This window comes from Paraburkholderia caledonica (assembly GCF_000383275.1).
Taxonomy (GTDB): domain Bacteria; phylum Pseudomonadota; class Gammaproteobacteria; order Burkholderiales; family Burkholderiaceae; genus Paraburkholderia; species Paraburkholderia caledonica.
In genome coordinates, this window is the sequence record NZ_KB911037.1 from 166218 (window position 1) to 192826 (window position 26609).

25 protein-coding genes are annotated in these 26609 nt (G+C 60.2%); 12 read left to right on the forward strand and 13 right to left on the reverse strand.

The window, feature by feature from the left end; all coding sequences use genetic code 11:
* Positions 1 to 55: 55 nt before the first annotated feature.
* Entirely contained in the window at positions 56 to 1444 is a 1389-nt protein-coding gene (locus H281_RS0113410) for a cation:dicarboxylate symporter family transporter (RefSeq protein WP_020067626.1), read from the reverse strand.
* Between the two features lie 24 nt (positions 1445 to 1468).
* Positions 1469 to 2839 (reverse strand): class-II fumarase/aspartase family protein, encoded by a 1371-nt coding sequence (locus tag H281_RS0113415; RefSeq protein ID WP_020067627.1) that lies wholly within the window; start codon positions 2837 to 2839, stop codon positions 1469 to 1471.
* A gap of 159 nt (positions 2840 to 2998) precedes the next feature.
* Here H281_RS0113415 and H281_RS0113420 point away from each other — a divergent pair, with 159 nt between their 5' ends.
* Positions 2999 to 3730 (forward strand): GntR family transcriptional regulator, encoded by a 732-nt coding sequence (locus tag H281_RS0113420; protein ID WP_020067628.1) that lies wholly within the window; start codon positions 2999 to 3001, stop codon positions 3728 to 3730.
* A gap of 107 nt (positions 3731 to 3837) precedes the next feature.
* On the forward strand, positions 3838 to 5379 hold the full coding sequence (locus tag H281_RS37480; protein ID WP_020067629.1) for a methyl-accepting chemotaxis protein: 1542 nt from the start codon (positions 3838 to 3840) through the stop codon (positions 5377 to 5379).
* A 267-nt stretch (positions 5380 to 5646) separates the two neighbouring features.
* On the opposite strand, the gene H281_RS0113430 is transcribed toward H281_RS37480, so the two are convergent.
* The 4 genes from H281_RS0113430 to H281_RS0113445 all read right to left on the reverse strand — a co-directional run bounded on the left by H281_RS0113430 (position 5647) and on the right by H281_RS0113445 (position 9231).
* Positions 5647 to 6438, reverse strand: a complete 792-nt coding sequence (locus tag H281_RS0113430) for a MipA/OmpV family protein (RefSeq protein WP_020067630.1) — start codon at positions 6436 to 6438, stop codon at positions 5647 to 5649.
* A complete protein-coding gene (locus tag H281_RS0113435; protein WP_027804567.1) occupies positions 6435 to 7316 on the reverse strand; it encodes an alpha/beta hydrolase in 882 nt (293 codons plus the stop codon). The genes H281_RS0113430 and H281_RS0113435 overlap by 4 nt, the downstream gene beginning before the upstream one ends.
* 2 nt (positions 7317 to 7318) lie before the next feature.
* Positions 7319 to 8116 (reverse strand): DUF4118 domain-containing protein, encoded by a 798-nt coding sequence (locus H281_RS0113440; RefSeq protein ID WP_020067632.1) that lies wholly within the window; start codon positions 8114 to 8116, stop codon positions 7319 to 7321.
* A 512-nt stretch (positions 8117 to 8628) separates the two neighbouring features.
* Entirely contained in the window at positions 8629 to 9231 is a 603-nt protein-coding gene (locus H281_RS0113445; protein ID WP_020067633.1) for a phosphatase PAP2 family protein, read from the reverse strand.
* A gap of 414 nt (positions 9232 to 9645) precedes the next feature.
* Between H281_RS0113445 and H281_RS36820 the strand changes: the two genes are divergently transcribed.
* The 6 genes from H281_RS36820 (at position 9646) to H281_RS34620 (ending at position 14569) form a co-directional block, all read left to right on the forward strand.
* Entirely contained in the window at positions 9646 to 10146 is a 501-nt protein-coding gene (locus tag H281_RS36820; RefSeq protein ID WP_164701879.1) for a hypothetical protein, read from the forward strand.
* On the forward strand, positions 10143 to 11513 hold the full coding sequence (locus H281_RS0113450) for a sensor histidine kinase (protein WP_020067634.1): 1371 nt from the start codon (positions 10143 to 10145) through the stop codon (positions 11511 to 11513). Before H281_RS36820 ends, H281_RS0113450 begins: the two co-directional genes overlap by 4 nt.
* Before the next feature lie 10 nt (positions 11514 to 11523).
* Positions 11524 to 12198, forward strand: a complete 675-nt coding sequence (locus H281_RS0113455; protein ID WP_020067635.1) for a response regulator — start codon at positions 11524 to 11526, stop codon at positions 12196 to 12198.
* 233 nt (positions 12199 to 12431) lie between these two features.
* On the forward strand, positions 12432 to 13559 hold the full coding sequence (locus H281_RS0113460; protein ID WP_020067636.1) for a porin: 1128 nt from the start codon (positions 12432 to 12434) through the stop codon (positions 13557 to 13559).
* 300 nt (positions 13560 to 13859) lie between these two features.
* Positions 13860 to 14093 carry a hypothetical protein gene (locus H281_RS0113465; RefSeq protein ID WP_020067637.1) on the forward strand — a complete coding sequence of 78 codons (234 nt, stop codon included), beginning with the start codon at positions 13860 to 13862 and terminating at the stop codon, positions 14091 to 14093.
* Positions 14094 to 14266: 173 nt separating this feature from the next.
* Entirely contained in the window at positions 14267 to 14569 is a 303-nt protein-coding gene (locus H281_RS34620) for a hypothetical protein (RefSeq protein ID WP_020067638.1), read from the forward strand.
* A 585-nt stretch (positions 14570 to 15154) separates the two neighbouring features.
* Here H281_RS34620 and H281_RS0113475 read toward each other — a convergent pair.
* Together H281_RS0113475 and H281_RS0113480 are read right to left on the reverse strand one after the other, a co-directional pair.
* A complete protein-coding gene (locus tag H281_RS0113475; RefSeq protein ID WP_020067639.1) occupies positions 15155 to 16126 on the reverse strand; it encodes a glycosyltransferase family 2 protein in 972 nt (323 codons plus the stop codon).
* Positions 16127 to 16443: 317 nt separating this feature from the next.
* Positions 16444 to 17109, reverse strand: a complete 666-nt coding sequence (locus tag H281_RS0113480) for a class I SAM-dependent methyltransferase (RefSeq protein WP_020067640.1) — start codon at positions 17107 to 17109, stop codon at positions 16444 to 16446.
* 862 nt (positions 17110 to 17971) lie between these two features.
* Between H281_RS0113480 and H281_RS0113485 the strand changes: the two genes are divergently transcribed.
* The 4 genes from H281_RS0113485 (at position 17972) to H281_RS0113500 (ending at position 22125) form a co-directional block, all read left to right on the forward strand.
* On the forward strand, positions 17972 to 18280 hold the full coding sequence (locus H281_RS0113485) for a DUF4148 domain-containing protein (RefSeq protein WP_020067641.1): 309 nt from the start codon (positions 17972 to 17974) through the stop codon (positions 18278 to 18280).
* Positions 18281 to 18375: 95 nt separating this feature from the next.
* On the forward strand, positions 18376 to 19038 hold the full coding sequence (locus tag H281_RS0113490; protein ID WP_027804568.1) for a response regulator: 663 nt from the start codon (positions 18376 to 18378) through the stop codon (positions 19036 to 19038).
* Complete coding sequence (locus tag H281_RS0113495; protein ID WP_020067643.1) at positions 19035 to 20366, forward strand: sensor histidine kinase; 1332 nt, start codon at positions 19035 to 19037, stop codon at positions 20364 to 20366. Before H281_RS0113490 ends, H281_RS0113495 begins: the two co-directional genes overlap by 4 nt.
* A 202-nt stretch (positions 20367 to 20568) precedes the next feature.
* Complete coding sequence (locus tag H281_RS0113500; RefSeq protein WP_020067644.1) at positions 20569 to 22125, forward strand: methyl-accepting chemotaxis protein; 1557 nt, start codon at positions 20569 to 20571, stop codon at positions 22123 to 22125.
* 211 nt (positions 22126 to 22336) lie between these two features.
* On the opposite strand, the gene H281_RS0113505 is transcribed toward H281_RS0113500, so the two are convergent.
* From H281_RS0113505 to glnH, 5 genes are read right to left on the reverse strand one after another with little or no spacing between them, the layout of a single operon-like run.
* On the reverse strand, positions 22337 to 23302 hold the full coding sequence (locus H281_RS0113505; protein WP_020067645.1) for a MurR/RpiR family transcriptional regulator: 966 nt from the start codon (positions 23300 to 23302) through the stop codon (positions 22337 to 22339).
* Positions 23259 to 24311 (reverse strand): C45 family autoproteolytic acyltransferase/hydolase, encoded by a 1053-nt coding sequence (locus H281_RS0113510; protein WP_020067646.1) that lies wholly within the window; start codon positions 24309 to 24311, stop codon positions 23259 to 23261. Before H281_RS0113510 ends, H281_RS0113505 begins: the two co-directional genes overlap by 44 nt.
* Positions 24312 to 24332: 21 nt before the next feature.
* Entirely contained in the window at positions 24333 to 25082 is a 750-nt protein-coding gene (glnQ, locus tag H281_RS0113515) for a glutamine ABC transporter ATP-binding protein GlnQ (RefSeq protein ID WP_020067647.1), read from the reverse strand.
* The gene (glnP, locus tag H281_RS0113520) at positions 25079 to 25735 is read right to left on the reverse strand and encodes a glutamine ABC transporter permease GlnP (protein WP_020067648.1); all 657 of its coding nucleotides are present in this window, start codon (positions 25733 to 25735) and stop codon (positions 25079 to 25081) included. The genes glnQ and glnP overlap by 4 nt, the downstream gene beginning before the upstream one ends.
* 24 nt (positions 25736 to 25759) lie before the next feature.
* The gene (gene glnH, locus H281_RS0113525) at positions 25760 to 26506 is read right to left on the reverse strand and encodes a glutamine ABC transporter substrate-binding protein GlnH (RefSeq protein WP_020067649.1); all 747 of its coding nucleotides are present in this window, start codon (positions 26504 to 26506) and stop codon (positions 25760 to 25762) included.
* Positions 26507 to 26609 lie beyond the last annotated feature (103 nt).

The window sequence follows — 26609 nt, forward strand, 5'->3', positions numbered from 1 at the left end:
CACTGATGCCAGCCGCCTTCGTCATGCGTCGATGCCAGTGTTCGATTAACGCAGGTTATCGAAGCGTGGCCGGACGAGGGTTCACCTGATTGAGGTTTTCGGGCGAAAGTTCGCCGTCGGTCACGCGCTCATCCGCTTCCGCGACTTCAGGAAAAAGCTCGGGATAGAGATGACGCTTCGCGACTTTCGCGTCTAATGTGCCCGACCAGCGCGCGACCACCACGGTAGCAAGGCTGTTGCCGATCGTGTTGCACGTGGCGATTGCCATCGACATGAAGCGGTACACGCCGAAAATGACAGCCAGTCCTTCCACGGGAAGAATGCCCGTGGACGTGACCGTCGCCGCGAACACAACGAACGATCCGCCTGAAACAGTCGCCGCGCCTTTCGACGTCAGCAGCATGAGCAGCAGGATTCCGATCTGATGTTCGATCGTAATGGGTACGTTGTACGCGTGAGCAATGAACATGACGCCCATCGACATGAAGATCGACGTGCCGTCCAGGTTGAATGCATAACCCGTCGGCAGGACGAGGCCCACCGTCTGTTTCGTGCAGCCGAGGCGTTCGAGCTTGATGAGCAGGCGAGGCAACGCGCTTTCCGACGATGCCGTGCCGAGCACGATCAGGATTTCATCTTTGATGTAGCGCATGAAGCGCCACATGCTGAAGCCCGCGAGCTTCGCGATGACGCCCATCACGACGACGATGAACAGAACGATGACCGCATAAAAACTCAGCACGAGTTGCGCGAGCGCGACCAGCACGGCCGTGCCGTTGCTGCCGACCGCGAACGCTACTGCGCCGAAGGTGCCGAGCGGCGCGAGCTTCATCACCAGATTGATGAACGAGAACAGCACCTGCGAAATAAGATCGAGCCCTTCGTTGATGCGCACGCGGCGGCTTTCGGGAATCGCCAGAATACCGATCCCGACCATCACGGCCAGCACCACGACCTGAAGTAATTCACCCTTCGCGAACGCGCCGATGAAGTTGTCGGGCACCAGATGCATCACGAACTCGGTGAAGCCTTGCGGCGCTGCCTTTGCCGCGATGACAGGCGCCGTGCCAGGTGTGACGGCCGTCATGCCTTTGCCTGTCTGCAGCAGGTTGCCCGCCAGCAGTCCGACGGCCAGTGCGATGGTCGACACGATCTCGAAGTAGACAATCGAGCGCCAGCCGACGCGCCCCGCGCTCTTTACGTCGCCCGCCGATGCGATGCCATGCACGATAGTGAGAAACACGAGCGGTGCAACGCCTGCCTTGATCAGCGCGAGAAAAATATCGCCGAGGATCTTCAGCTGCGCGCCGAACTTCGGAAAGATCAGGCCAACAGCAATACCAAGCACGAGTGAGATCAGCACTTGCATCCCAAGCTTGCGATACCACGGCCGCTTTGCCGGTGGCGTGACTGACCCGTTACCCGATGTGTTGTCGTTCGTCATGGTGTAGCTCCTCCGCAGCGTTCGTCAGATCTCGCTCGACAGCGCGATGGCGCGATCGACCATTTGCGGCGCGAGGCCCAGATAGTTGGCGGGATCGGTCATCGCGTTGATCGCGTCGCGATCGAAATGCCGGGTGACCTCTGGCAGTGCCGCCAGCGCTTCGGCGAGTGTGCCGCCGCTTTCGTTCACGGTACGGCACGCATCGTAGACGATGTCGTGCGCCTGCTGGCGGCCGGTGTAGGGTGCCATCTGCATCATCACGGCTTCGGCGACGATCAGCCCCTTGCTGATGCCGAGGTTATGCTTCATGCGATCCGTGTCGACGATGAGGCCGCCGAGCGCGAACTTCGCCTGATGGAGCGCACCCGAAGCGAGGATGAAGCTTTCGGGAATCGCAATCCATTCCGCGTGCCACGGTCCCGTTGCGCGCTCGAAGTCCTGGATCATCGCGTCGACCATCAGGCCGGCCTGCTGTCGCACGGCTTTCGCGGCTGCGAGCATCAGCTCGCTTGAAATGGGGTTGCGCTTTTGCGGCATCGTGCTGCTCGCGCCACGACCCTTGACGAATGGCTCGTACACTTCGCCGAATTCGTTGGACGCCATGATCATGATGTCGGTTGCAATCTTGCCGAGCGACCCGGTGACGAGCGCAAGCAGATTGACGGCCTCGGCGAAGCCATCGCGTGCGACGTGCCAGGTCGTCGCGGGCACGCCGAGTTGCAGTTCGGCGGCGAGCGCCTTCTGCACGTCGAAGCCCTTGTCGCCCAGCGATGCAAGCGTGCCGGCCGCACCCGCGAACTCGACCACGGCCACGCGCGGTCGCAGTTGCGCAATGCGCTGTTGATGGCGGTCGAACATCGCCAGCCAGATCGCGGTCTTGTAACCGAAGGTGACGGGCAACGCCTGCTGCAGATGCGTGCGGCCCGCCATCGGCGTGTCGCGGTGCTTCTTCGATAGATCCACGAGGATGCCGCGCAGTTCGCGGATATCGGCATCGATCGAATCGAGCGCGTCGCGGACCTGGAGCGCGACGGCCGTATCCATGATGTCCTGCGTCGTCGCGCCCCAGTGCACATAGCGGCCTGCCTCGCCGCACATGCCGACCAGTTGATGCACGAGCGGAAGAATCGGATAGCCGACGATGTCCGTCTCCTCGCGCATGTGGTCGAAGTCGATGCGCTCGATCTGCGACTCGCGCGCGATCACATCCGCAGCGTCGGTGGGGATCACGCCGACGCGCGCTTCCGCCTTCGCGAGCGCGACCTCGACGTCGATATAGCGCTGCACCAGCGCGTAATCAGAAAACAGGGCGCGCATTTTGGCGGTGCCGAAGGCGTCACGAAACAGGATCGAATCGAAGACGGTGCTGGAAAGCGGGGTGGTGCGGGTAGTCATGACGATGCCTTGAGTCGAGCAAGCGGGAGTGTGCGAAGCGCGGACAGGTTGCTAATATGTCCGGACATATGGAAGATAATATGTTCGAACATATCGTTCAAGTTATGATTAACCCTGGATGCGCATCGATCCCCTACGTTTCTCCTCACTTTGCAAAGCATGAACAGACCTCATTACGCCGACATCGCTCGCGATCTGACCGAGGGCATCGCCAGCGGACGCTTTCCTGTCGGCTCCTATCTGCCGACCGAACTGGAGTTGCGCGATCGGTACAACACCAGCCGGCACACGATTCGCGCGGCGCTAAACGAGCTTCAGCAGCTTGGATTCGTGTCTCGGCGCAAGAACGCCGGTACGCGCGTCGAGTCGGCGCAGCCGAAGAATGATTTCCGTCCTTCGCTGGGTTCAGTCGAGGATCTGGTGCAGTTCGGCTCGGAACATCTGCGGGTCATCCAGTCGGTAAAAGAGGTTACCGTGACCGGCAGACTCGCTGAGGTTCTGCAATGCGAAGAAGGTGCGCACTGGCTGCGTGTGTCGAGCCTGCGTATCGAACGCGACCGTTCGCGTCCGCCTCTCGGCTGGACGGATGTCTACATCGATCCGACCTACACGGAGATCGCCGAGGAAGCGAAGGCAGCGCCCGACACGCTGATCAGTTCGCTGATCGAGGCGCGTTACGGCCGCTGTGTCGTTGAAATCCAGCAAAACGTGCAGGCTGTGAACGTCACGAAAGAGATGGCTGAGCGACTTCAGATGCCAATCGGTTCGGCGGCGCTGGAAATTGTGCGCCGCTATATCGATTCGACGGGCGTGGCCTTCGAAGTGTCGGTGAGTGTGCATCCCGCCGACCGGTTCGCCGTATCGATGAGGCTGAAGCGCTCAGGAGCGTGAGGGTTTACACCGATCCATGTTTGGGTGATGCGACCGATATCCAATATGTACGGACATATCCGGTTTAATCCCCTGCGGGGCTCACGTCATCCAGCGGACATTTACACATGTTTTCGAAAGTCTCAATCAGGGCGCGGATCTCGCTCGCCTTCGGCCTGCTCGTCGCCCTGATGTTGGTCGTTGCCGCGTTCGGTCAGTGGGGAACGCAAGAGGGGAAGTCGGCGCTCCACGAAATCTATGCGGTGCAATTATCGTCAGCGGTCGCGCTTGGCGACACCAGGTACAACATGGCGATCGCGCGCGTTTCGATGGACCGGGCGCTCCTGCACCCGGAATCGCCGGACGTAAAAGTGCTTCTGCAAAAAGCACGCGCCTATCTGACGACGTCGAAGAAGGCCTACGAACGCTATCTCGCGCTGCCGAAATCCGCTGAGCAGCAAAAGCTGGCAGAGGCCGTCTCGCTGACATTCGACCGGTTGATCAAAGGTGCGATCGAGCCCACGCTGCAGTCGCTCGAAACGGGCGATGCGGTTGCCGCTAACCGGATCACGATGGACGTGATGCCGCCGCTGGCGCTCGCATTCACCAGGAGCACCGACGCGCTCAACGACTACCTGATGACGAGCGGCGAGTCGAGCTACGAGAATTTCCAGTCGACACTCAGCACGGTGGGCGGCGCATCGGTAGGAGCACTCTGCGTCGCCATCCTTCTGTCACTAGTGTGCGCGATCGGCCTGCATCGCGCGATTGGCCGTCCTTTGACCCGAGCGCTGGAGGTCTGTTCGGCGATGTCAAACGGAGACCTCTCAAACAAGGTTCAAGTGGAAGGCCGTCACGAGATGAGTGCGCTGATGCAAGGCCTTTCAGCGATGCAGGAGGGCCTGAGATCGACGGTCACAACCGTCCTATCGAGCAGCGAGTCGATGGCGAGCGCCACGAGCGAAATCGCATCGGGTAACTCGGACCTGTCCCGGCGTACCGAGGCGCAGGCGGCCGCGCTGGAACAAACGGCGGCAAGCATGGAAGAACTGACAGCAACCGTTGCGCAAAATAGCGAGCGTGTCGGATTCGCTACCGAATATGCCAGCAACGCATCGGGCATCGCGAAGACGGGCGGTGTCGTGATGGATCGCGCTGTGCGAACCATGGCCGGCATATCGGATCAGTCGACAAAGATCGCGTCCATCATCGGCACGATCGAAGGGATCGCTTTTCAGACGAACATCCTGGCATTGAATGCCGCCGTCGAAGCGGCCCGGGCGGGCGAGCAGGGTCGTGGCTTTGCTGTGGTTGCCGCTGAAGTGCGTACGCTCGCACAGCGCTCCGCCAGCGCGGCAAAGGAAATCAAGGCATTGATCGACGAAGCCGTGACGGGCGTGACTGAAGGATCGGGGCTCATCGATCAGGCAGGCCGCACGATGATGGAGATCGTGCAGTCGATCGAAAAAGTGAGCAACGTGATGCAGGAAGTAGCGGCGGCGGCGAAAGAGCAACGGGATGGCATCGAACAGGTCAACCGCGCTGTCTCACAACTGGATGAAACGACCCAGCAGAACGCGGCGCTGGTGGAAGAGACTACTGCGGCAGCACTGTCACTTGCCGACCAGGCGCAGACACTCCGGTCGGCGGCGAGTCGCTTTCGAACATAAAGGCGCTGAAGCCAGCAGAGGCTCGCTTGCATGGCGTCGTTGATGTGAGTGCGGCACCTGCGGAAGGCTGGGGACTTCCGGGTTCGGCCGCAACCCGCCGTTCACGTGCGCCGTCGGTCGGACGTTCAGGGGTCGGCTCTGCGGGACACAGCGAACGATGCCTTGATGATGGCTCGACTGCTTGCCGACTGTTTCCTCTCTGACCACAGTGAAGTATGAGCGCTGGGTTTACTCGGGCCGCCAGGATCGCGCGAACGATTTTCGTTGCTAGAAGCGGTACAGCACGGACGCCACGCCGTTGAGGTCGAGCCTCCGCTCGGTAATTGGACTGCCTGCGGCGTAATGCTCGAGGCGTCCCACAACGGCCTCGACGCTCGCCGACCAGTGCGGACTGATTTTGTAGGTTGCATTCACGTTGAAGTGAATATCGCGCATGCCGGAACCGGTATCGTAGTGCGGCAATCCCGATGCCGCGCTTTCCTGCGGCGTAATGCCGAACAGGGTCTTCGTATAGGTCGCGTTGGCCCAGGTGAGGCCTGGGCCCATCGAAATGAGCCAGTTACCGATTGGCGCCGACATGAATATATCGGCCGTCGCCGTCAGACCTTGTCCTGTTCCCGCGATGTCCTGATAGGCCGCCACCGCGCCGGTGAACGCCCACACCGTGTAATCGCCGAAGAGTCGCAGCTTCGGTCCGAAGTGCACATCGGGCAAGCCTTTTAGTCGCGCATCGTCGGACGACGATCGCGACTGGAAGTCGAAACTGACCGACATTCCGAGGTGATAGTTCTCTCCATGCAACACGTTGACGCCGAGCACATCTGGACCTTGTGAGAAAACACAGTCCTTCCATGAAATGTCCTGCACGGGGAACGGAAGCACCTGAAGCTGCGAGGAGCCAGGGTACTTCGGGAATACATACATGCCCGGCCCGACCGAGATTTTCCAGTTGCTGTCGGCCTGCGGTTCATCGGCGTATGCGACGCCCGTTGTGCAACACGCGCTTACCGCTGCGAGCGCTAACCATCGACGTCCAGAAGAGGTGATGTCGAGCCTCATGCTTTCCTCGCCACGGCGGCCAACTGTCTCAGGCGCCGCGCGAGCGCCCTTGATATGACTGGCGCTGGATTGTTGCAGGACGCCGAAGCCGCAGCACTTTCGCGCAGGAAAACTGCGCATTCCCGCGCGACGACCTCGCGTTCGTTGTCCGATGTGATCATGTGGTACGAGTCGTCGAGCCAGATAGTGCGAAGAAACGACGCCCCGACGTTCGCCACGACGTAGCGCGCGTTATGCGGGCTGGACGTCTCATCGTCGATCGCGTGAATGATGAGGCAGTCGGTGCTTATGCTCTTCAGTGTCCTGCGTACCGACTTTGCAAGCCGGCTCGCTTCGTGAAGCGCTGGCATAGCAATGGACGCGGGCCCCACTTCACTGATTCCGTCCCTCTGCATCACGCGTGCAATCTTCGAACGCAACGCCTCGTTGCGCAGGCCATATGGTGCGTGCTCGCGATAACGGTAGCGCGAGCGCAATGGTGTGTAATAGGCGTAGTCGAGCAGAAACCGGTACCAGGGGATCGCCCAGCCGTCATAGCTGAGTGTGATCGACAACAGTATCAACGCGCGCGCGCTCGGGCGCTCTTGAGCGACGGCGGCGGCCAGCGTAGCGCCCATGGAGAGGCCGCACACCGAAACATGCCGGTGTCGCGCGGCAAGCGCGTCGAATTCGGCGACGGCTGCGCTGATCCACTGCTCCATCGGTACATGTCCGGTGCCGGCGCTGTAGCCACGAAGTTCTGGCGTGTGAGTTGCGAAGCCTTCCTCGACGAGTGCGCGAGAGAGGAACCGCAATTCCGCTGGAGAACTTGAAAGGCCGTGCAAAATGAGAACAACATGATCGTTGCCCGGAGCAGCCGGAAATTGAGAGGGGTTCATGGTCAGTCTTCCGCCCGAAGGATCAGAAATTCGCCGGACGGGGTAATGAAGCGTTCGCACACACATTCGACTGCGTGCCAACCGTGTCCGCTCGATAGAAAACGCATGCGGTGGTGACCGGGCACCAGGCGGTTGTTCAGACGCGCGAGATCATCCTGATGCACTTGCGAATGCCTGGCGCCGTAGGCGATACCCGTAATAAACGATTCGTCGTCGATGACGCCCGCAGCCGCTGAGGTTCCCTCCGCCGCGACGAAGCTGCCGGGCGGCGCGCTCGTTGCCGGATCCAGCGCCTTGATGAGAATGAGCGATCGGTTGTGCTGCGCGATGTGATGCAGCATGCGATGCATTTCATCCGTGGCGCGACGCGCGAGCAGGCGTTCGTTATCGCCACGCAGCAGCATTTCATAGCGCGAGTGCGCTACCGACGCGAGCAGTTCCGCGCGATACTGCGCGCGTCTCAAGCGCTCGACCAGCGTGATGACAACAATCGTAATGATCGTGTACGAGAGCAGCAGGCGGATATCCGACGCATCGATGATGTCGATGCGTCCGTAGGGCGGGACGAACAGGTAGTCCGCGAGACAGAGTCCCGCCAGCATCACGCAGAGTGCGGGCGCGAGGCCGCAGTAATACTCTACGAGCACGGCGGCGATAAGAAAGGCGGTGCCTGGCATGATCGGGCCGAGCAACGGGTGAAGTATCGATCGGATGGTGGCGGCGGTAAAAAGTGCAGCCGCCGCGATGATCCAGCGTTTGCGGCCTCGCGATGCCCACCGTCGAGAGTTTTTGACTTTCATTCGTTTTATATGGCGACGTGACGTATTCCGATAAGCCGGTGATTGTGCCAGACACGTCTCTGACGTTACCCACAATCTGGGGCTAACTTAGTTGGACGGTAGTGCGCCTAAGCGTGGCGGCAAAGCTGATAAAGCCTCGCGCCCGGCACAGCCGATCTGCGCAGTAACGAGGAGTCGGCGGAGGCCAGGATGCCGCTTGCCCAGGCATTCATGCGCGCCGCGTGTCGCGTCGTCATTGCAAGTATCCGGGGTGCTCGGGAGCGGATTCGCGGGTCAATCTGAGAGGCCAAGTTTCAAGCTTGGGGTGCAATCACTGCGCAGCTCGACTTTTACAACAGCATCGGCCGGTTACTGCAGATGATCGCGATACCCCAGTCTCGGGAAGCAGCGCCAATACGCCGGGTCAGCGGCGATGCGAACTGCCGCTGGCCGCAAGTTGCGGACGCACTTGCCCATAATGGTGAGCAATTCATCTCGATCGCCAATCCGCAATACAGCCCGTCGCCTCGCCATCACGATGAAAGCCAGCCACGCCCGATAGGCCATGCCAGCAGCTTTCTATACACAGCTATGAGACCGCGAGTCAGTGAAGCGCCAGACATTCTCCATAGCGGAGCAACCAACGCATAGGCTACGCACGCAACGGCGACAGCGCCTGCCATGTCCAGCGGAAAATGCACTCCGACAAAGACGCGCGCCCATGCCACGGCAAGACCCGCCAGCAACATCGACAGCCCGTAGCGGCGCTCGCCGGCGAGCAGCAAGGTCAAGGCGCCGCTTGCCAACACGGTAACGTGGTCGCTCGGAAACGATGAATCCGGCGCGTGCTCGATAAAGGTATGGCCCAAGCCGATCATGAACGGCCGCGGATGCATCCACCCAAGACCGATCAGCTGATTGATACCGAGCGCCGCCAGGACCGCGCAGCACACTCGCACTGCGGCGGCGCGTCGATCCTCGCCGCCTGCGAGCCACAATGCGACGAGTAAGAGCGGCACGAGATAGATCACGTCATCAGCGATAAAGCGGGCTATGTCGATGAGCCACACGGGCGCCGATGGTGTCGCGTTGATCGACAGAAAGAGCGCGCGGTTCAGCGCTTCGAGTGCATTCATCGGTCTAGATCGCAGTGAAAATTAGCTGATCTTAGCCGCCGAACCTTATGAAAAGCTTAGGGCGCCACTGGTACGGTCTCCTGCTCCGATGTCAGGCATCGAGGCCAGGTTGCGCTACTCTTTTCGAGGCGACGACGACAAAGTGAGTTAATGAGCGGCATCGAGCGCCGTGTTCGGACGCACACTCCTGTGCGCACACACGCGATGCCACGTAAGATCCATCTTCAGTTCACCGCCGCCACGCCGCAAGATTGACAAGGCCTGCGCACCAGGCGGATCCGACGAAGTCTGCTCGAAGGGCTCGCTTTGATCTGGAGAGCGCGCGCGCCTCGACGTGACGCACGGTTCTTCTAACGCGAATGGAAGGCAAGAGCTTCTTGCCGCGACGCCTATAGCTCTTTCGTGGAAGCGCGAATGGAGCCCGCGAATCGCACGAACGCCGCCATCTATATTCGACCCGTCACACAAGCTTCGCCCGAGTTGCGGGACCACGATCATGGATTTCCCCTAAGAAAATCAATTGCCGTGAAAGCGGGGAGAAGGATTTGTCGTCCCATAATCGCGCCGTTAGTCCACGCGGCCAGTGCAACTGAAGATTGGCAAGCGGCCTTGTTAAAAGAAAAGGTAAAGCTGTCGATTAACCAACGTTTTGCATTCCGTTGTCTTCTCTTTTACTTTCATCTTTATTGTCATGGCAGTGGGGCAAAAAATGCCCGGCGGCGTGTGCGCGATGGAGCTAGTAGTCGTGCCTACAGGAATCGTGCTTGCGAAAATGCTCTCGCCGCGCGCGAATGCGTTCTCATCAAAAGAAGCACCGCGCTGTACCGAGGGCGTTTGACGAACTGCATCTGGGAATTAAAAACCTTGATTGAAGTTGTTTCACACGCGGCTTTTGCGGAGGGTAGTCGACCATGATGCGAAGCCTGCGCGCACGGCTGCTTGCCTGGCTGCTGGTTCCGGTCGCGGCGTTTATGTTAGTGACCGGCATGATGTCGTATGACGCGGCTTGCGAGACCGCCGGACTTCTACAGGACAACGCATTATTTGCGTCCGCGCGGATCATCGGCGAAGACGTCGATTGGGAGGAGGGAGCACTGATCGCGAGGATTCCGCCGGCGGCGCTGGAGATATTCGAGTCGCCCTATCAGGACCAGGTGTTCTACCGGGTCGTGAAGGGACGGGACCGATTGTTGGGCGGTAACCCCGATCTTGCGCTGCCTGCTTCGGGAACGCAGGGGCCCGTGTTCTACGACACCGTTCTGGACGGTAACCGTGTTCGTGCCGTGGCTTATGAGCGTGAGCTATACGACTCGGGTGCAATCGAGCCGGTCACGATCGTCGTGGGCAAAACTCAGGCCTCGTACCGGGCGATGCTGGCCAACCTCTGGCGTCCCCAGTTGCTGCGCGAGGGATGCATGCTCGCGCTCGTGATTGCGCTTGTGCTGATCGGGCTGACTTTCGAGTTGCGTCCGCTCGTCAGGCTGAAGGATGACGTCGCTGACCGCGATGCTCTGCAGCTCGAACCTGTGAATATCGAGCGCCTGCCATCGGAGCTCTGCCCGGTCGCCGACGCGATCAATCAATGCATTGCGCGGCTCAAGGTGCACGCTACGACGCAGCGCAAGTTCATCGCCGACGCCGCGCATCAGTTACGCACGCCACTCGCGTTACTCGGGGCGCAGGTTCAATGCGCGCGTCCATGCGAGAACTGCGGACCAATGCTGAGTGATGCCCTCGCGGGCATACGTCGCAGCACGGTGAAGATGACTGAAATGACCAATCAGCTGCTGTTGCTTGCACAGGCCGAGTCTTCGTCGCGCGAGCGCACGCCTGCCAAGGTCGACCTCGCCGCTGTCGTTTCATGCGTATTGGAGGAGCTCGTGGACGCAGCGCAGCGGCGGGGAATCGATATTGGCGCGGAGTTGAACGGAACAGCGTTCGTTGCCGGCAGCACGATGCTGCTTATCGCTCTAGTGACCAATCTCGTCGATAACGCGATCCGGTATACCCAGCCGGGCGGTCGAGTAACTGCAACCTGCGAGGAACAGGCGAACGACGTCCTGCTGCAGGTCGTCGACAACGGACCTGGCATTGCGCCGGAGTCGCGTGTCCATGTATTCGAGCGCTTCTATCGCGGGACGACTGACGCGGAAGGAACGGGCCTTGGACTGCCGATCGTGCGCGAAGTCGCGCACTCGCATGGTGGCAGTGTCGAATTGAAAGCGGTTGACGGGCACACGGGTCTCAGGGTGATCGTTCGTCTGCCGAAGTGGCGTGATTGAGGGGAGGCCGATGAAGCTTTTACTGGTCGAAGACAACACTGAGCTCGCACATTGGATCGCGCATCTGCTGCGCCTCGAAAACTTCGCGGTGGACAGCGTGCCGGACGGCGAGTGCGCGGACATGGTGCTGACAACGCAACGCTACGACGTCGTGGTGCTCGACCTTCGGCTGCCGCGGATGGACGGCAAGGAGGTGCTCGCGCGACTGCGACGCCGCGGCGACAGAGTGCCGGTCATCATGCTGACGGCGCATGGATCCACAGACGACAAGGTGGACTGTTTCAGTACCGGTGCCGACGATTACGTGGTCAAGCCCTTCGATGCGCGCGAACTGGTCGCACGCATAAAAGCGCTCATTCGCCGACAATCGGGCGATATGACGTCATGTCTCGCGTGTGGCGATCTGCGCTACATCTGCGACACCCGTGAGTTCTTCCACAACGACGCTCGGCTCGCGCTGCGGCGCCGTGAACATACCGTCCTTGAAACACTGATGTTGCGAAAGGGTAAAACGGTGTCCAAATCCGCCCTGATGGAAAGCGTTTTTTGTCTCGATGACGAACCGAGTGCGGACGCGATAGACATCTATATTCACCGCTTGCGCAAGCATCTCGCCAACTGCAGCGCGCAAATCACAACGTTGCGTGGCCTCGGCTACATTCTGCGGCCACAAGCTATCGAGTAACTTCAATCCAAACAGCGTCAACGTGGGGCGAATCGGTAGATCTACTTAGTTGTACAGATGGTACAGGAAAGGTGCGTGAAGGATTCAGATATCTACGATTCGACGATGGCGTGACGGGTGTCTATGCAAGATCAGGCAGAGCAAGGCCAAACGCGATAAAGCGCGATCACCAACGCCGCCAATGCAGAAGCAGAACCAGCAGATTTTCAACGCAACAACTCGAGGAGACAAACTTGAAGAAGAGATACCTTACGCTGGCAGTCGCGGCCGGTGTTTGCCAGGCGACCGGTGCGCACGCACAGTCGAGTGTCCAGCTTTACGGACTGATGGACCTGAGCTTTCCGACGTACCGGACCCACGCGGACGCCAACGGCAACCACGTCATCGGCATGGGTAATGACGGCGAACCGTGGTTTAGCGGCAGTCGCTGGGGTCTGAAAGGCGCCGAGGACATCGGTGGCGGCACGAAAATCATTTTCCGACTGGAGAGCGAATTCGTCGTCACCAACGGGGAGATGGAAGATCCAGGCCAGATTTTCGACCGCGACGCATGGGTCGGCGTCGAGAACGACACGTTCGGCAAGATCACCGCTGGCTTTCAGAATACTATTGCCCGCGACGCAGCCGCTATCTATGGCGACCCGTATGGCAATGCTCGATTGACGACGGAAGAGGGTGGCTGGACGAACTCGAACAACTTCAAGCAGATGATTTTTTACGCGGCCAGCGCGACCGGCACGCGCTATAACAATGGCGTAGCGTGGAAAAAGCTGTTCAGCAACGGCATCTTCGCCAGCGCGGGCTATGCGTTCGGCAACTCAACGAGTTTCGGCTCCAACGCCAATTATCAGGCAGCACTCGGGTATAACGGTGGCGTCTTCGACGTGTCGGGCTTCTATAGTCACGTAAATCGCGTTGGCTTTACAAACCAGACGTGGTCGGTGGGGGGCAACTATAACTTCGGCATTCTGCGCGCCAATGCAGGCTACTTCCGGTACCTCGGCAATCAGGGTTCGCTCGGTCAGCGTCAGGATAATGCGTGGACCGTGTCGCTCAAGCTGTCGCCGAAGGGTCCGCTCGACTACCAGCTCGGCTATCAGCAGATGCGCGTGAAGAACGCCGCGTACAACGGCGATGGCGATATCCCGAACGCAAACATTGGCGCGTTCGATCCGACCTCGGGCTTGCATAACGGCTTCAAGGAAACGCTGTATGGTTCGGTGTTCTATCACCTGTCCAAGCGCACCGAAGTGTATTTGGCCGGCGATTACATGAGGCTGCATGGCGGCTACACCGTGGGCTCGACGTTCGGTGCGACCAACCAGCTCGAACTCACGACGGGCGTGCGCACCCGCTTCTGATCCTTCCGGGCCTCTGTTTCTGGCCGATTCATCGACGAAATCTGCTCCAGCCTGCGGCGACGGTTCAATCCGTTCGCCGCTTTTTTCTGTTCCGCGGGTCGAGGACGACCACCATGTCCAGAAATACTACTGTCCGCTGAGCGCTGACCAACACCGTCGCCGTTTACACCGCAGCGCCGTTGCTCGTGATCACCATGTCGACTAGCGTGGCTGAAAGCGGCCGGTACGGCGCTCGAAAAAAATAGACCGGGGAGGCGACGCGCGAACAACTGACGAAGCAGGCGCCCAACACGTTTTTCAGTGACTACCGGAGCGCCCAAGCTCGCGCTGGAGGATTATCGGGCAGACCAGCAAAAGGCACGTTTCGCGTTGACGGCGTTGATCGTGCTGCCCATTGATCGGGCAATTCATCATTTCGAGCGGATTGCGGCGAGTGATCTGACCAGTGCGATCGATAGGCTGCGCGCCAACGGGATAGGCCGGTTGATGGCGCGGCGCTCAGACGGAACAGGAACCAGCTTCACCGTCCACTAGATGCGGCTTGACGCGGCTGACGGCGATAGGTGTCACGTTACGAAAGGGAGATACCTTGGCCAGCCTCTCCATACAACAAAGCGCTTTTCCGGAAAAAGAGAGTTCCAGGATATGCCCTGTTTCAAAACCGACGGCCGCTGTCAAATAACGAGGACGAGTAAAAGGAAAACATCATGAGGATTCGACACTTCACCTGTGCACTGCTCGGCGTCGTCACTATCTGGTCGACCGACTGCCTGGCCGCGCATCCCGATTACGCCTATCGAACGACGGTACAGCTCGCCGGCGGCAAGACGCTGACATGCGGCGTCAATGAACCTCTGCCGAACGGCGACGTTCCCGCTGCTCTCACCCGCCGCGAGCAAACGCAAGCCGACGTCCTCGCGACCCAACGCTTGCGAGTCCTCAGCGGCCCCGAATCCGGCTATCCGTCGCCTTACACCGCGCCGACCATCATTTGCTCGAGCGCAGGCTAGGGCTGGCTGCTCCGCGCCGTCCGGCGCCCACGGCGAAGATCAGGTGCGATGCACAACATCGTCCGGAAACGGATATGGCGCCGGCGGTCCAGGTCCGTTCACGGCCCGCTCAGCGCGTCGCATCCCACGCTTTTCGGAACGCCGAGGCACAAGACCTGCAAGACGCACGTAAGTGCACGTAAGCGCACGTAAGCGCACGATGGACACGTCGCCGGTCGCCCGTCGCCCGTCACCGGTCGTCGGCGCTGAATCCCCGTTGTCGAGTTACTCATTGAGGCCGCATTGAGGACACTTGGCGTGCGGCCAGTATTGCAGGCTACCACTGACAAGTGGCGCCCAAGGGCCGTCTGGATCGTGCAGCGCAATCAGTTGCCGGAAGCGCATCAGCCAGTTCGAGACGACGCTGTACTCGACGCCGAGACGGTGCGAATCTCGTCGGGTAGAAGAGGCTGGGACAGGAGCCGAGTCTTTGCCCATGCGCGGCACGCCCAGACAGGCCCTTGTCTCGCAGCGTCGACTCACACATCGCTGCGCCAGATCAAGGAAAGTGATGCGCATAGATTTTCAATGCGGCGGAGATGGTCTTTAGCGGTAGCGCCGGCCTCCGGCCTTGAATTTATACAGTTCTGGCACCAGCGCAAGCAGGATACGTTTGGGCGTGAATAACCGCGCCGAGAGGTGTGTCGCGACATGCCACGTGGCAGCAACGTTCATTTTGCGGAGCCTCATGTCGGGACCGACGAGCGCGCTGACAAAGTGCAGATCCCCAAGCGCATTGCCGATTATTTTTTCTCTTATCACGGCCCGTTCCGGTGGATCGAGTGCATCAAACGAGAGCCCTGACATTTCTCGAAGTATTCGATGCATGCTGTTGTAATGGTGGAGTGTTTTTGCTGCGACCATCGTTGAATCCGCCCGCAACCGTCTTTTGTATAGCCTTTGGTTCAGCACGGCGACTTTAAGCCTCTGATTCAGCATCAACGACACAAAAAAACAATTGTCTTCATATACGGTGCCATCCATGAAGCGCAGGTCGCCTATAGCAGTCCGTCGTGCGATAAGGCAGCATGGCGACACGCAATACCGCCCTTGTCGCAGCGATTGAACGACGAAATCTCCAGACCATATCGGTGAGTCGCCCAGCGGCCGCTGGTAGTAGTGTTCTTCGAGCCTGTACTCCGGTGAGCCAGGCGGGAAGACGACTGCCTCGAAGACGACGACGTCAACTTCCCGGTCCTCGAATTCCTTATGGCAGACACTCAAGGTATCGTTGTCGATGATGTCATCGCTATCCATGTAATACAGGTAGGAGCCAACTGCGACTGATGTGCCTAAGTTGCGCGCAGCGGACTGGCCGCGGTTTTGCTGACGGATATATCGGAAACGGGGATCGCGGGCACACAGCTTTTTCGCAATCGCGCCTGTGGCGTCTGTCGATCCGTCGTCTATGATAATCGCCTCCAAGTCGGTGAACGACTGTCCGGCAATGCTTTGCAGCGCTTCCTCGATGTAGTCCTGCACGTTGTAGGCCGGCACGATGATCGAAAAGGCTGGCATAGATACGTTCCTTGGCTAGTAGTTCAAACTGGCATGTGTCGCCCGCCGCCATACCCGTGATTGCAGGAGGACGGCCGGTTACGGCGACTTTCGGAAGAAGATTGGATCGACGCCGACGAGGTCGAATGCCTGCCGCGTTGACCGGCGGCGAAAGAGTGGAAAATGGAGCCCATGTTTTCACGCGCGCGCAATCGAAACAGTGGAAACCCTGGCCGTTATCGTTGGATTTTCGAAGGCTCCCGCAGTGGCTTGGATCCGGTCGGCCGCTTGACTGCTGGGCGAGCCCTATGCATTTACAAGTGGACCGGTTGATACATTTATCGCGGTATCAGCACGGCCACATTCCATCTCAGTCCAGACTGGACGTGCACAATACGGACACGATCAAGTTCCTCAAACCCGGCCCTCAACCGTTTCCATGTGTTTATGCCGTCGGCGTGATGCCACATGCTGACGACAAGTATTCCACCGGGGGCAAGATAACGTGCGAATCGCCCGAGATAGTCGTCCGGATTCCTAAGGTAATAGAGCACTTCGTTAAAGATGATGACGTCGAACAGTTGCGAAGTCTGGAACGTGGTGACGTCCGCTACGGCGAACTCTGCTCTTTGGATGTTCGCCTGGCGTGCCTTCTCGATGGCGGCTTCCGACAGGTCGATACCCAGGTAACTGGATATTGCGGCATTCGACAGCCAGCGCGCAAGGATGCCCGTGCCGCACCCAACGTCCAGAATGCGCGCCGCCGGTTTGAAGTGCAGGCAATATCCCACGATCACGCTGTACCGGCCGACTTCCTTTGTACTGGAAAGATAATCCCAAGCTCCGGAATCGTACTCGTCATTCCATGTCGTATTCGAGATCGAGGCGTTGTTCGGCTGCATAATCCACGCATTGATTGCAACCGGCATGAACTTATGAATAGGCCATTCCATAATTTTTTTGAGTCGTCTCGCAGTGCTTACAATCCCGTTGGAATCGAACAAAGCTACCTCCTTCGAGAATCAACGTCAGCAACGCGGATGCGAGTGCCCGAATTGATGGAATGGGCAGGCGCCTATTAGCGGTTGCAGAAATCATGCTAACGGGTGGACTGTGCATGCATCGATGACGCTCCTCGATAGGGCGTACTGTGGAGGACAAATGGCGGAAAGTCACTTGCCGGCGTGAGGGCGAGTGGGAGCGAAGGCGGCGTCGCTCGGCGCGATCGCATCGATATTCTTGGCGCGCACGTAGTTGCCGATGAGATCGCGTTCGACGTTTCGCAGACTTCTTTAAAGCGTTTTTCACGAAGTCTTAAGAAATACTTAAGAACCCTAAAAATCCAGCAGATCAGTGTGAGACGCCGTGAGCGTGTGCGGCGGTCGCCCCATCCGGCAATCTTTCCGGCGGTGTCGCTGCAGACCGACGTGCTGCCTTCGCCGCCCAGGCACTGGCCGCTACCATTCTGCGTACGCTCAAAATCGGCTCCCAAAACAATATGTGCGCCAGCCGCAATTGGATGCTTTGAAAGAGCGGGCTATTCTCCATATTGCTGCTTAAGAAACCCTTAACTCGCCGTGTTGTGCTTTAGCACGGGGGCTTCCCGGCACATTTCTTCTGCTTGATATCTGCGCACCTGCGCCTCCGTTCGCGGCTTGATTGTCGGCTGATTCGACGCGGAACCGTACCGACGGCTTTGAGTTCAGTGTTCGCGAGGGACGAGAAAGGCGCATAAGCGTCCGCTAAGGTTGCGTGCGTAATCTGAGGCAGTGCGTCGCAACATGTCCTAACGTTGCAGTCCACGACGGACACGTAAAGACACCGGCGTGCGCAATCCACCGCAGACTTACTCAAATGGAGTCCACCATGAAAAACCTACTGTCGATCAGCCTCGTCGTTATCGCCGCCGCCATGCCGGTTGCAAGTTTTGCGCAGCAACCCGAAAACGGTCCGCTGACCCGCGCGGACGTGCGCGCGCAAAGGGCTCAGGCGGCGCAAGACCATCGCACGCAGTCGAAGGTGCACTATCCGGCGACAGAGCAGTCGGCGAATCTGACCGGGGCCGCCGATACAGGCTACGGTAAGCAGCCCGGGGGATCGTCGGAATCGCGGACGGTGCCCTCGCTGAATGCCGTCTCGTCCGGCGCGGCGAGCGGACTTTTCGCACATCATTGAGCGATGTGCCGCACTCTCGAATACCGTTGCGCCGCTCGCATCCGCGCTAAGCTTCGCCAATCGGCAGTGACGGACGAGTCAGGAGATGCACCACCATGCGAATGTTGTTAGTGGAAGACGATGAGATGATCGGCGAGCCGATCATGGAGACCATGCGGCGCGCGGGCTATGCGATTGATTGGGCCCGCGATGGTCGTGAGGCCGAGCTCTCACTCGATCACGATGTCTATGATCTCGTGTTGCTCGATCTTGGGCTGCCGAAGGCGGACGGCGTAGACGTTCTCAACCGCTATCGTCGGCGTGGCGGAAGTGCCCCGGTGCTTATCCTGACCGCGCGCGATGCAGTCGAAGACCGCATCGCGGGTCTCGATGCCGGCGCCGATGACTATCTCGTCAAGCCCTTCGATCTCGACGAACTGGCGGCGCGGGTGCGCGCGCTGCTGCGCCGTCGCACTGGACAAACCAGCCCGCTGTACACGCACGGTGACCTGACGCTCGACCCCGTCAGCCACGAGGTGACGTTGCGCGGCGAGCCACTGTCACTGCTTCCACGGGAATTCAGCCTGTTACAGGCACTTATCGAAGAGCCCAGGCGAGTCTTCACCCGTTCCGAACTCGAGGAGAAACTGTATGGCTGGGGCGAGGAGGTCGGCAGCAACACGATCGAAGTTCACGTGTCTTATTTGCGGCGCAAGCTGGGGGCTGAGCACATCGTGACCGTGCGCGGCGTCGGCTATCGGCTCAAGAGGTGCGAATGACGTCGATCCGCCGCTGGCTGCTCGGGTGGTTGATCGCAGGGCTCGGTGCCGCGGTATTGACTGCAGGTTATGGCATTTTTCATACCGCGCGATTAGAGGCGAGCGAACTGTTCGACTACGAACTACGCACGGTCGCCCTTTCTCTACCGTCCACCCTTACCGACGGCAAGTCGTTAGAGCATCGCGGCCCCAACTTCGAGGGTCTCGCAGAAGACCGGCTTTTCATCGAAATCTGGGGCAACACCGAGACGCCGGTTTACGCGTCGCTGGGCGGTGTCGATCTTCCCCGGTTTCCCGCCGGCATTCGGACAATCGAACACCAGGAGGTTCACTGGCGTGTGTTCGGTGCACAGCAGGGCGATCGTTTCGTGCAGGTTGCGCAACCCGTATCGGTACGCAACGATCTCGCGTTGCGTCTCGCGCTGCGTACGTTGTGGCCATTGGGGGTATTCTTTCCGGCGATTATTGTGATCGTGCTCGTCGTCGTGGGCCGGGCTCTGTCACCGCTTGAACGAATTTCTCACGCGCTCGCGGCGCGCTCATTGAATTCACTTGCTCCGTTGCGTCTGGACAGGCGTAGCCCGGTCGAACTGGAGCCGCTCGTCAATGCGTTGAATGATCTGCTGAACCGGCTCGACATTGCATCACGTGCACAACGCACCTTCGTTGCAGATGCCGCGCATGAACTTCGCTCGCCGCTGGCTGCGCTGAAGCTTCAGATCCAGGCGGCCGAGCGTGATGGCTCGCTGACTAGTCCAGGCACGTTCGAGCGCATCAAGGGACGACTCGACCGGATGATTCACCTCGTGCACCAGTTGCTGATTCTTGCACGCGAAGATGCGCCCCGCGCTGATCAGTTTGAAGTCGTCAGTTTGCGTGGACTCGCGGAGCGTGCCGTAGCGGACGCTTCGTTTCTTGCCGAAGCCAGGAAAATCGATCTGGGCCTGGACTTCGCCGACCCTTCAATGACTGACGATCCGTATGACATCCACGCAGAAGCCGCCGGTATCGACGTCCTGCTGAATAACGTAATTGACAACGCTATCCGTTACACGCCGGAACATGGAAAAGTTGACGTGATACTTGCCCGGGCGGGAACTGAGGTCAGCGTAACGGTTGTCGATAGCGGTCCCGGAATTTGCGAGCACGAACTGGATCGGGTTTGCGACCGCTTCTATCGCAGCGCAGGGACAAAGGAGCAAGGCAGCGGTCTGGGACTGGCAATTGCGGCGCGCATTGCCGATCGGCATAACGCCACGCTTTGCCTGAAGAACAACAACCACCGGCCGGGGCTTAGCGTGGCTTTGACAGGGCTGCGCGGCGCCTGACGAAGTTAATCGGCATCGACGGAGTAATCACGCCGGGCGCGGACTCGGTAATGAATTCGCGCAGGCTCGGGCCGCCTGACTGTTCGGGTTTTCAAGGGACTGGCGCGGAAGCTTTCGCGCAACTGTCGCTCAAGTTCGCCGGCGTGGCGCCGATAAAAAGGCAAGCCATTCAGTTGCCAATGGCCTCACAACGCGCACAAACATGAAAGTCTCCACAAAACTCATTTCTTTGGTAGGTGCGGCCCTCGCCGGTGTCATCTGCATCGGCGCGATTGCGCTGACCCAACTCGACCGCGCGCTGATTGAGGGCAGAAGGGCGCAGATCACCGAGATGCTCAATAAGGCCGAACATCTCGCGCTGCACTACCAATCGCTGGAGGCGAGTGGCAAGCTGAGCCGCACCGATGCACAGGCTGCCGCGAAGACAGCGATCGCGCAACTGAATGCAAACGCCAGCAGTTATTACTGGATTACCAGCACCGACAGCATCAACCTGGTCCATCCGAATGCCGCATTGATCGGCACGAAGACCGGCGGCAACCGCACGCTCGAGGGCGATCTGACCGACACGCAAGCGTACGCGAAGGGCCTTCAGGAGCGGCACATCGCATTGGTCGACGTGCTGATCAAGCGAGCGCAGGACGCGCCGCTGGTCCCCAAACTGCAAGGGGTGGTAGCGATTCCGCAATGGCAATGGTGGATCGGCACCGGCTTCTTTTACGACGACATCAACGCGGTGTTCTGGCGGCTCGCGCGCACGCTGATCGCGATCGGCATAGTGATCTTCGCGGTGGTCGCCACGATGGCGTGGTTCATGACGCGCAGCATCCGTCGCACGCTTGGCGGCGAGCCGGCCGACGCGAGCGAGTTCGCCGCGCAGATCGCCTCGGGCAATCTCGCCGCGCAAATCGCGCTCGCGCCCGGCGACCGATCAAGCATGCTCTATGCGCTGAACGAAATGCGCGTGAAGCTGCGCGATCTCGTGCGCGACATTCAGAACGCGAGCGAAACGATTGCTAGCGGCAGCGGCGAAATCGCGCAAGGCAATACCGATCTGTCGCAACGCACCGAAGAGCAGGCAGCATCGCTGCAGGAAACCGCGGCGAGCATGGAGCAACTGACCGCAACCGTGAAGCAGAACGCCGACAACGCTGGCCAGGCGAGTGAGCTCGCGGTGCTCGCGTCGGACGCGACCGCGCGCGGCGGCGCGGCGGTCGATCAGGTGATCGGCACGATGCAGGAGATCGCCGACGAGTCGCACAAGATCGGGCAGATCATCAGCGTGATTGAAGGGATCGCATTTCAGACCAACATCCTCGCGTTGAACGCGGCGGTCGAAGCCGCGCGCGCCGGCGAAGAGGGGCGCGGCTTCGCGGTGGTCGCCGGTGAGGTGCGCTCGCTCGCGCAACGCAGCGCGACAGCGGCCAAGGACATCAAGGCGCTGATCGGCTCGTCGGTGGCGCGCGTCGAGGGCGGCACCGCGCAGGTCGCGACGGCCGGCGAACGGATGCGCGACATCGTGCAGTCGATCAAGCGCGTGAGCGACATTATGGCCGAGATCGCCGCCGCGTCGGTCGAGCAGAGCACCGGGATCGAGCAGGTCAATCGCGCGGTCTCGCAGATGGACGAAGTCACGCAGCAGAACGCGGCGCTGGTCGAGCAGGCGACCGCGGCGGCGGCGTCGCTCGACGAACAGGCTGCGCGTTTGAGGGCGACTGTCCGCGTATTCCGGCTTGCTCCGAATCACGCGTTGGGGTAAGCGGTCGGTTGACGCCGCCGCAACGCAACCAATCAAGCGTAGACACGGCGGTACGGCCAATGTCGGAAGTAGTCAGCCATTGGATTTCCGGGTTCGGCCATGAAGCGTCATTCGCTGGCTCGGGGGGGCGGTCTTCGCGCGGCCGAGCTCCCCTATAGACCCACGAACGTAATCTGCTGACGCGCGCTCTCAGGCATTCCCGGTGTTCTTGTCAGGACATTTCGATGCCAAGCGTCGTGATTAGACGCTCGCGCCGTTCGAGCGCCTCCAGCGAGCGCTTTCCGAGATGGGCCGCGACGACATTCATCAGGCCCTCACAAAACACCAGATATGCGCCCATGCTGTTGCTGAAGAAGCTGCTATCGTGCGGAACCAGGAACGCATGACGCGCGGGCGGCACGAGCGGCGAGGCGATGGTATCGGTGATCGCGATGACATCAAGCCCGGCGTCCTTGGCGGCGATCGCAGCATCGGCGACGCTGCGCGTATAGGGAGCGACGCTCGTGACGAGAACGACGTCGCCCGGCTCCAGCTGCGCGAGTCCTTCTGCGACGCCGAGCCCCTGTGAATCGAGCAGGCCGACGTCCGTGCGGATCATGCCAAGGCCATAGCAGACGAAGCTCGCGAGTGCGCTGAACTGGCGCAGGCCATGAACGCGTACGCGCTTTGCATCGGCGATGAGGCGCGCGGCGTCGCGCAAGTCGACGGGCGATAGTTGCGCGATGAAGCCTTCCACATTGCCGATCGATTCACGCGCGAGCTTCACGACCATGTCGACTTCGGGCGCGGCATCGTGGGCGTGCGTCCTGCTGCTCGCCACGAGCCGCTCCGCCTGCTGGCTATAAAAATGCCGATGACGCTCGGCGAGGCTGTCGCGAAACACGCTCTGAAAATCCGCGAAGCCCGCGTAGCCGAGCTTCGTGGACAGGCGCGTGAGCGTAGACGCATTGACATCGAGCGATGCGGCGAGGTCAGTGATCGTGCGCACCGCCACTTCTTCAGGGCGTTCGAGCAGCTTCGCGAGCACCGTGTGCGCCTTGCCGCCGAGCGAGACCTGGGCTTCGTCGCGGCCGATGCGTATCGCGAGTTCGCGCAGGCCGTCGACGCTGCGCGGCGGCACTTGCGCGCCGGCTTCAGCTTTGCTCGCGTGACGCCCCTTCTGTTTGCCTGTGTCCATTGATCATCCAGTACCGGGCGGGCTGCCCGGGATGTTCGTGAACCTGCCATTCTATGTGAGATGGACGAATGGCAATGTCGGCGGTAGCGAGGGTGTTTTCATCGTCAGGGTCGTCCGGATGCGTACGATGAATCGGCAGTGCGTGATCTTCACGATCCGCGAGGATCACGAGGCAATCGATTGCTTCGTCCGATGCGAGCATCGCCTCGCCCCGTGCCTGCCGATGGCGCGACGAATCCGTGACGATCTGCGAGAAGCCGTGCATCGAAGGATGAATCGCGTGGTTCGCATGCAGGGACGGCGCTTTCACTTCGACGACAGAGCAATCGTGCGCGCTGAATTCGACGCTGAGCAGCGCGGGACTGCTGCAAGCGCCGAGCGTCAGATGAAAGCCGCCCGCGCGCGGATTGTCACGCACGATGGACACGGCTTCATCCAGATCGACCGCGTCGAGAATCGCGCGTGTGAGCACCATGCGCGGCACGCCCGCGACGACTTCGCGCTGGCGCAGATTGTTCACGGTCACCGCAAGACCGCTGTTCGTGACGGCGAACGTATGTCCCGGCAGCGAGGCCGGATAAACGAAGGCCGCGAAGCCCGCGTTGCCTTGGACCCTGCATTCGGCAATCGCGCAATGTCCAGCAAAGCCGGGAAGACCGTCTTCGTTATGGCTGATGCGCCGCGCATCCGTGCCAGGAAGCTGCACAGTTGTGCAGCCATCGGGCGACATCGCCCAGAGATCGCCCCGGCAGTTCCAGAGAAAGACGTCCTCGAACGGCAGGCCGAGACCAATGGCCAGACCCTCGAGCTCGTCCCATACGCGCGGAAAGCGCTCGTGCACGAGCGCCGCCATAGTCTTCGCCGTGTCGCTGCCGCGCCATTGCATGACCGTTTGCCATGCACGGGTCTTCAATAAGTACGCATGCGTCGCGTGCGCGCCGGACCGGCCGAGTGCTTCGCCCGCTTCGCGCGGGGAACCGGAGATTTCTATAAAGCCGAGTGCTGCCATATTCGAGGTGTTTCGTGAAAGTTATCCAACATGTTGCAGAAAATCGCGCAGGCGCTGATTAGGCGGATTATCGAGCAGTTCCGCAGGCGGGCCATCGACGGTAATATGCCCGTGCTCCATGAAGATGAGCCGCGTGCCGACCTTGCGCGCGAACGCCATCTCGTGCGTGACCACGACCATCGACATGCCTTCTTCAGCGAGAGCCTGCATCACGCGCAGCACTTCCTGACGCAACTCGGGATCGAGCGCGGAGGTGGGTTCGTCGAAGAGCATGAGCTTGGGTTTCACCGCGAGCGCCCGCGCAATCGCGACGCGCTGCTGCTGTCCGCCCGACAACTCACACGCATAGTGCCCGACGCGCGAGCCCAGCCCGACCTTCGTCAGCAGTTCGCGCGCAAGCGACTCGGCTTCGGACTTGCTCATCCCGCGCACCTGGCGCGGGCCGAAGGCGACGTTCTCGAGCGCCGTCATCTGCGGGAACAGATTGAACTGCTGAAACACCATGCCCGCTTCCTGACGAATCTCGCGCATTTTCTTCGCGCCGCCGAGCACGCTGATGCCATCGACGACGAGGTCGCCGCCATCGATCTGCTCCAGCGCGTTGATGCAGCGTAGAAGCGTCGATTTGCCCGAGCCGGATGGCCCGATCAGCACGACTACTTCGCCCGCGCCGATGTTCAGATCGACTCTATCGAGCACGACCGTCTTGCCGAAGCGCTTTGTCACGCCCTTGAATTGCACCATGTGGCCGTTGTGGTTCATCGTATTCATAGGATGCGCATCCGCCGTTCCATCGTGCGCAGGCCAAAGCTGAGCGCGCCGATCATGCAGAGATAGATGAGCGCGACGGCAGTCCAGATTTCCACCGCGCGAAAGTTCGACGCCATGATCTCCTGACCCTGACGCGTCAGTTCGCCCACGCCTATCACGATGAAGAGCGACGTGTCCTTCAGGCTCACGATGAACTGATTGCCGAGCGCGGGCGTCATGCGCCGTAGCGCGACCGGGCCGACCACGAACGCGAGTACGCGCCAGCCCGGCATGCCAAGCGCGAGGCCGGCTTCTTTAAGACCGCGCGGCACTGAGAGAAACGCGCCGCGCACGATCTCCGCGATATACGCGCCCGAGTTGATAATGATCGACACGATGGCCGCGGTCATTGCATCGACGCGCACGTGCATCAGCAAAGGCAACGCGAAATAGATGAACATCACCTGCACGACGATCGGTGTGCCGCGCACGAACTCGATATACGTGAACGCGATCTTCTGGCATAGCGTGTTGCCGTATGCGCGCATCAGGCCGAACACCAGGCCGACGAACATGCCGCCCGCGAGCCCCGCGATGGTGATCAGCACCGTGAGACGCGCGCCGTGCATGAGTGCGGGCACGGCGTCGACGATGACCGAAAGATCGAACTGCATGATTATTCTCCGTAGCGCGGGGTGTCAGGACTTCGCCGGCTCGACGCCAAACCACTTCTTGTAGATCGCCGCATAGCGCCCGTCGGCTTTGATCTTCACGAGTTCGGCGTTGACCTGCGCGACGAGCGGGCTGCCTTTCGGGAACGCGATGCCGTACTGCTGCGCCATCATCTGCGGGCCGACCGCCTTCACCCGCGATTTGCCAGCGGTGTGGATGTAGTAAAGCACGTTCGGAGTGTCGTGCATCGCGGCATCCACGCGGCCGGTAGCGAGTTCGAGATAGGCGTTGTCAATGTTTGGGAAGGCGCGCAAATCGGTGTTCTTGAAGTTCGCTTTCGCATAATCGAAAGAGGACGTGCCGGTCTTGACCGCAAGCGTCTTGCCCTTCAGGTCGTCCGGTCCCTTGATCGTGCTGTCCGCCGGCACCATGAGCGTGAAGCCGCTGGCGTAGTAGCCGTCGGAGAAGTCAATTACTTTCTTGCGCTCGTCCTTGATCGTGATGCCCGCGAGCGCGACATCGACGTTATGCGTCTGCAGCGCGGGCAAGATGCCGCTGAAGTCCATTGGCTGCAGCTTGTAGTCGATCCTCAGGTCCTTGGCGATTTCCTTCCACAAGTCGATGTCGAAGCCGACGTATTCGTTGCCCTGTTTGAACTCGAACGGCACAAACGCGGTGTCGCACGCCACAAGCAGCGTTTCGGCGTAAGCCGCACCGCTGGCGAAAGAAAACGCGGCGACGGCGGCCACGGCGAGTTTTGCGGCGAGTTTCATGATCGACTCCTTGTCGAAATGGTTAGCTATGACGCAATGATATTTGCGTGTTGAAGTTATACGCAAATTTAGTTGCGAAGTCTCATCGATCAAAATACGGTTG

Coding starts and splice junctions, on each gene's coding strand:
- H281_RS0113410 (WP_020067626.1), bottom strand. CDS start 1,444: ATGACGAACGACAACACATCGGGTAACGGGTCAGTCACGCCACCGGCA.
- H281_RS0113415 (WP_020067627.1), bottom strand. CDS start 2,839: ATGACTACCCGCACCACCCCGCTTTCCAGCACCGTCTTCGATTCGATC.
- H281_RS0113420 (WP_020067628.1), top strand. CDS start 2,999: ATGAACAGACCTCATTACGCCGACATCGCTCGCGATCTGACCGAGGGC.
- H281_RS37480 (WP_020067629.1), top strand. CDS start 3,838: ATGTTTTCGAAAGTCTCAATCAGGGCGCGGATCTCGCTCGCCTTCGGC.
- H281_RS0113430 (WP_020067630.1), bottom strand. CDS start 6,438: ATGAGGCTCGACATCACCTCTTCTGGACGTCGATGGTTAGCGCTCGCA.
- H281_RS0113435 (WP_027804567.1), bottom strand. CDS start 7,316: ATGAACCCCTCTCAATTTCCGGCTGCTCCGGGCAACGATCATGTTGTT.
- H281_RS0113440 (WP_020067632.1), bottom strand. CDS start 8,116: ATGAAAGTCAAAAACTCTCGACGGTGGGCATCGCGAGGCCGCAAACGC.
- H281_RS0113445 (WP_020067633.1), bottom strand. CDS start 9,231: ATGAATGCACTCGAAGCGCTGAACCGCGCGCTCTTTCTGTCGATCAAC.
- H281_RS36820 (WP_164701879.1), top strand. CDS start 9,646: ATGGAGCCCGCGAATCGCACGAACGCCGCCATCTATATTCGACCCGTC.
- H281_RS0113450 (WP_020067634.1), top strand. CDS start 10,143: ATGATGCGAAGCCTGCGCGCACGGCTGCTTGCCTGGCTGCTGGTTCCG.
- H281_RS0113455 (WP_020067635.1), top strand. CDS start 11,524: ATGAAGCTTTTACTGGTCGAAGACAACACTGAGCTCGCACATTGGATC.
- H281_RS34620 (WP_020067638.1), top strand. CDS start 14,267: ATGAGGATTCGACACTTCACCTGTGCACTGCTCGGCGTCGTCACTATC.
- H281_RS0113475 (WP_020067639.1), bottom strand. CDS start 16,126: ATGCCAGCCTTTTCGATCATCGTGCCGGCCTACAACGTGCAGGACTAC.
- H281_RS0113485 (WP_020067641.1), top strand. CDS start 17,972: ATGAAAAACCTACTGTCGATCAGCCTCGTCGTTATCGCCGCCGCCATG.
- H281_RS0113490 (WP_027804568.1), top strand. CDS start 18,376: ATGCGAATGTTGTTAGTGGAAGACGATGAGATGATCGGCGAGCCGATC.
- H281_RS0113495 (WP_020067643.1), top strand. CDS start 19,035: ATGACGTCGATCCGCCGCTGGCTGCTCGGGTGGTTGATCGCAGGGCTC.
- H281_RS0113500 (WP_020067644.1), top strand. CDS start 20,569: ATGAAAGTCTCCACAAAACTCATTTCTTTGGTAGGTGCGGCCCTCGCC.
- H281_RS0113505 (WP_020067645.1), bottom strand. CDS start 23,302: ATGGACACAGGCAAACAGAAGGGGCGTCACGCGAGCAAAGCTGAAGCC.
- H281_RS0113510 (WP_020067646.1), bottom strand. CDS start 24,311: ATGGCAGCACTCGGCTTTATAGAAATCTCCGGTTCCCCGCGCGAAGCG.
- glnQ (WP_020067647.1), bottom strand. CDS start 25,082: ATGAATACGATGAACCACAACGGCCACATGGTGCAATTCAAGGGCGTG.
- glnP (WP_020067648.1), bottom strand. CDS start 25,735: ATGCAGTTCGATCTTTCGGTCATCGTCGACGCCGTGCCCGCACTCATG.
- glnH (WP_020067649.1), bottom strand. CDS start 26,506: ATGAAACTCGCCGCAAAACTCGCCGTGGCCGCCGTCGCCGCGTTTTCT.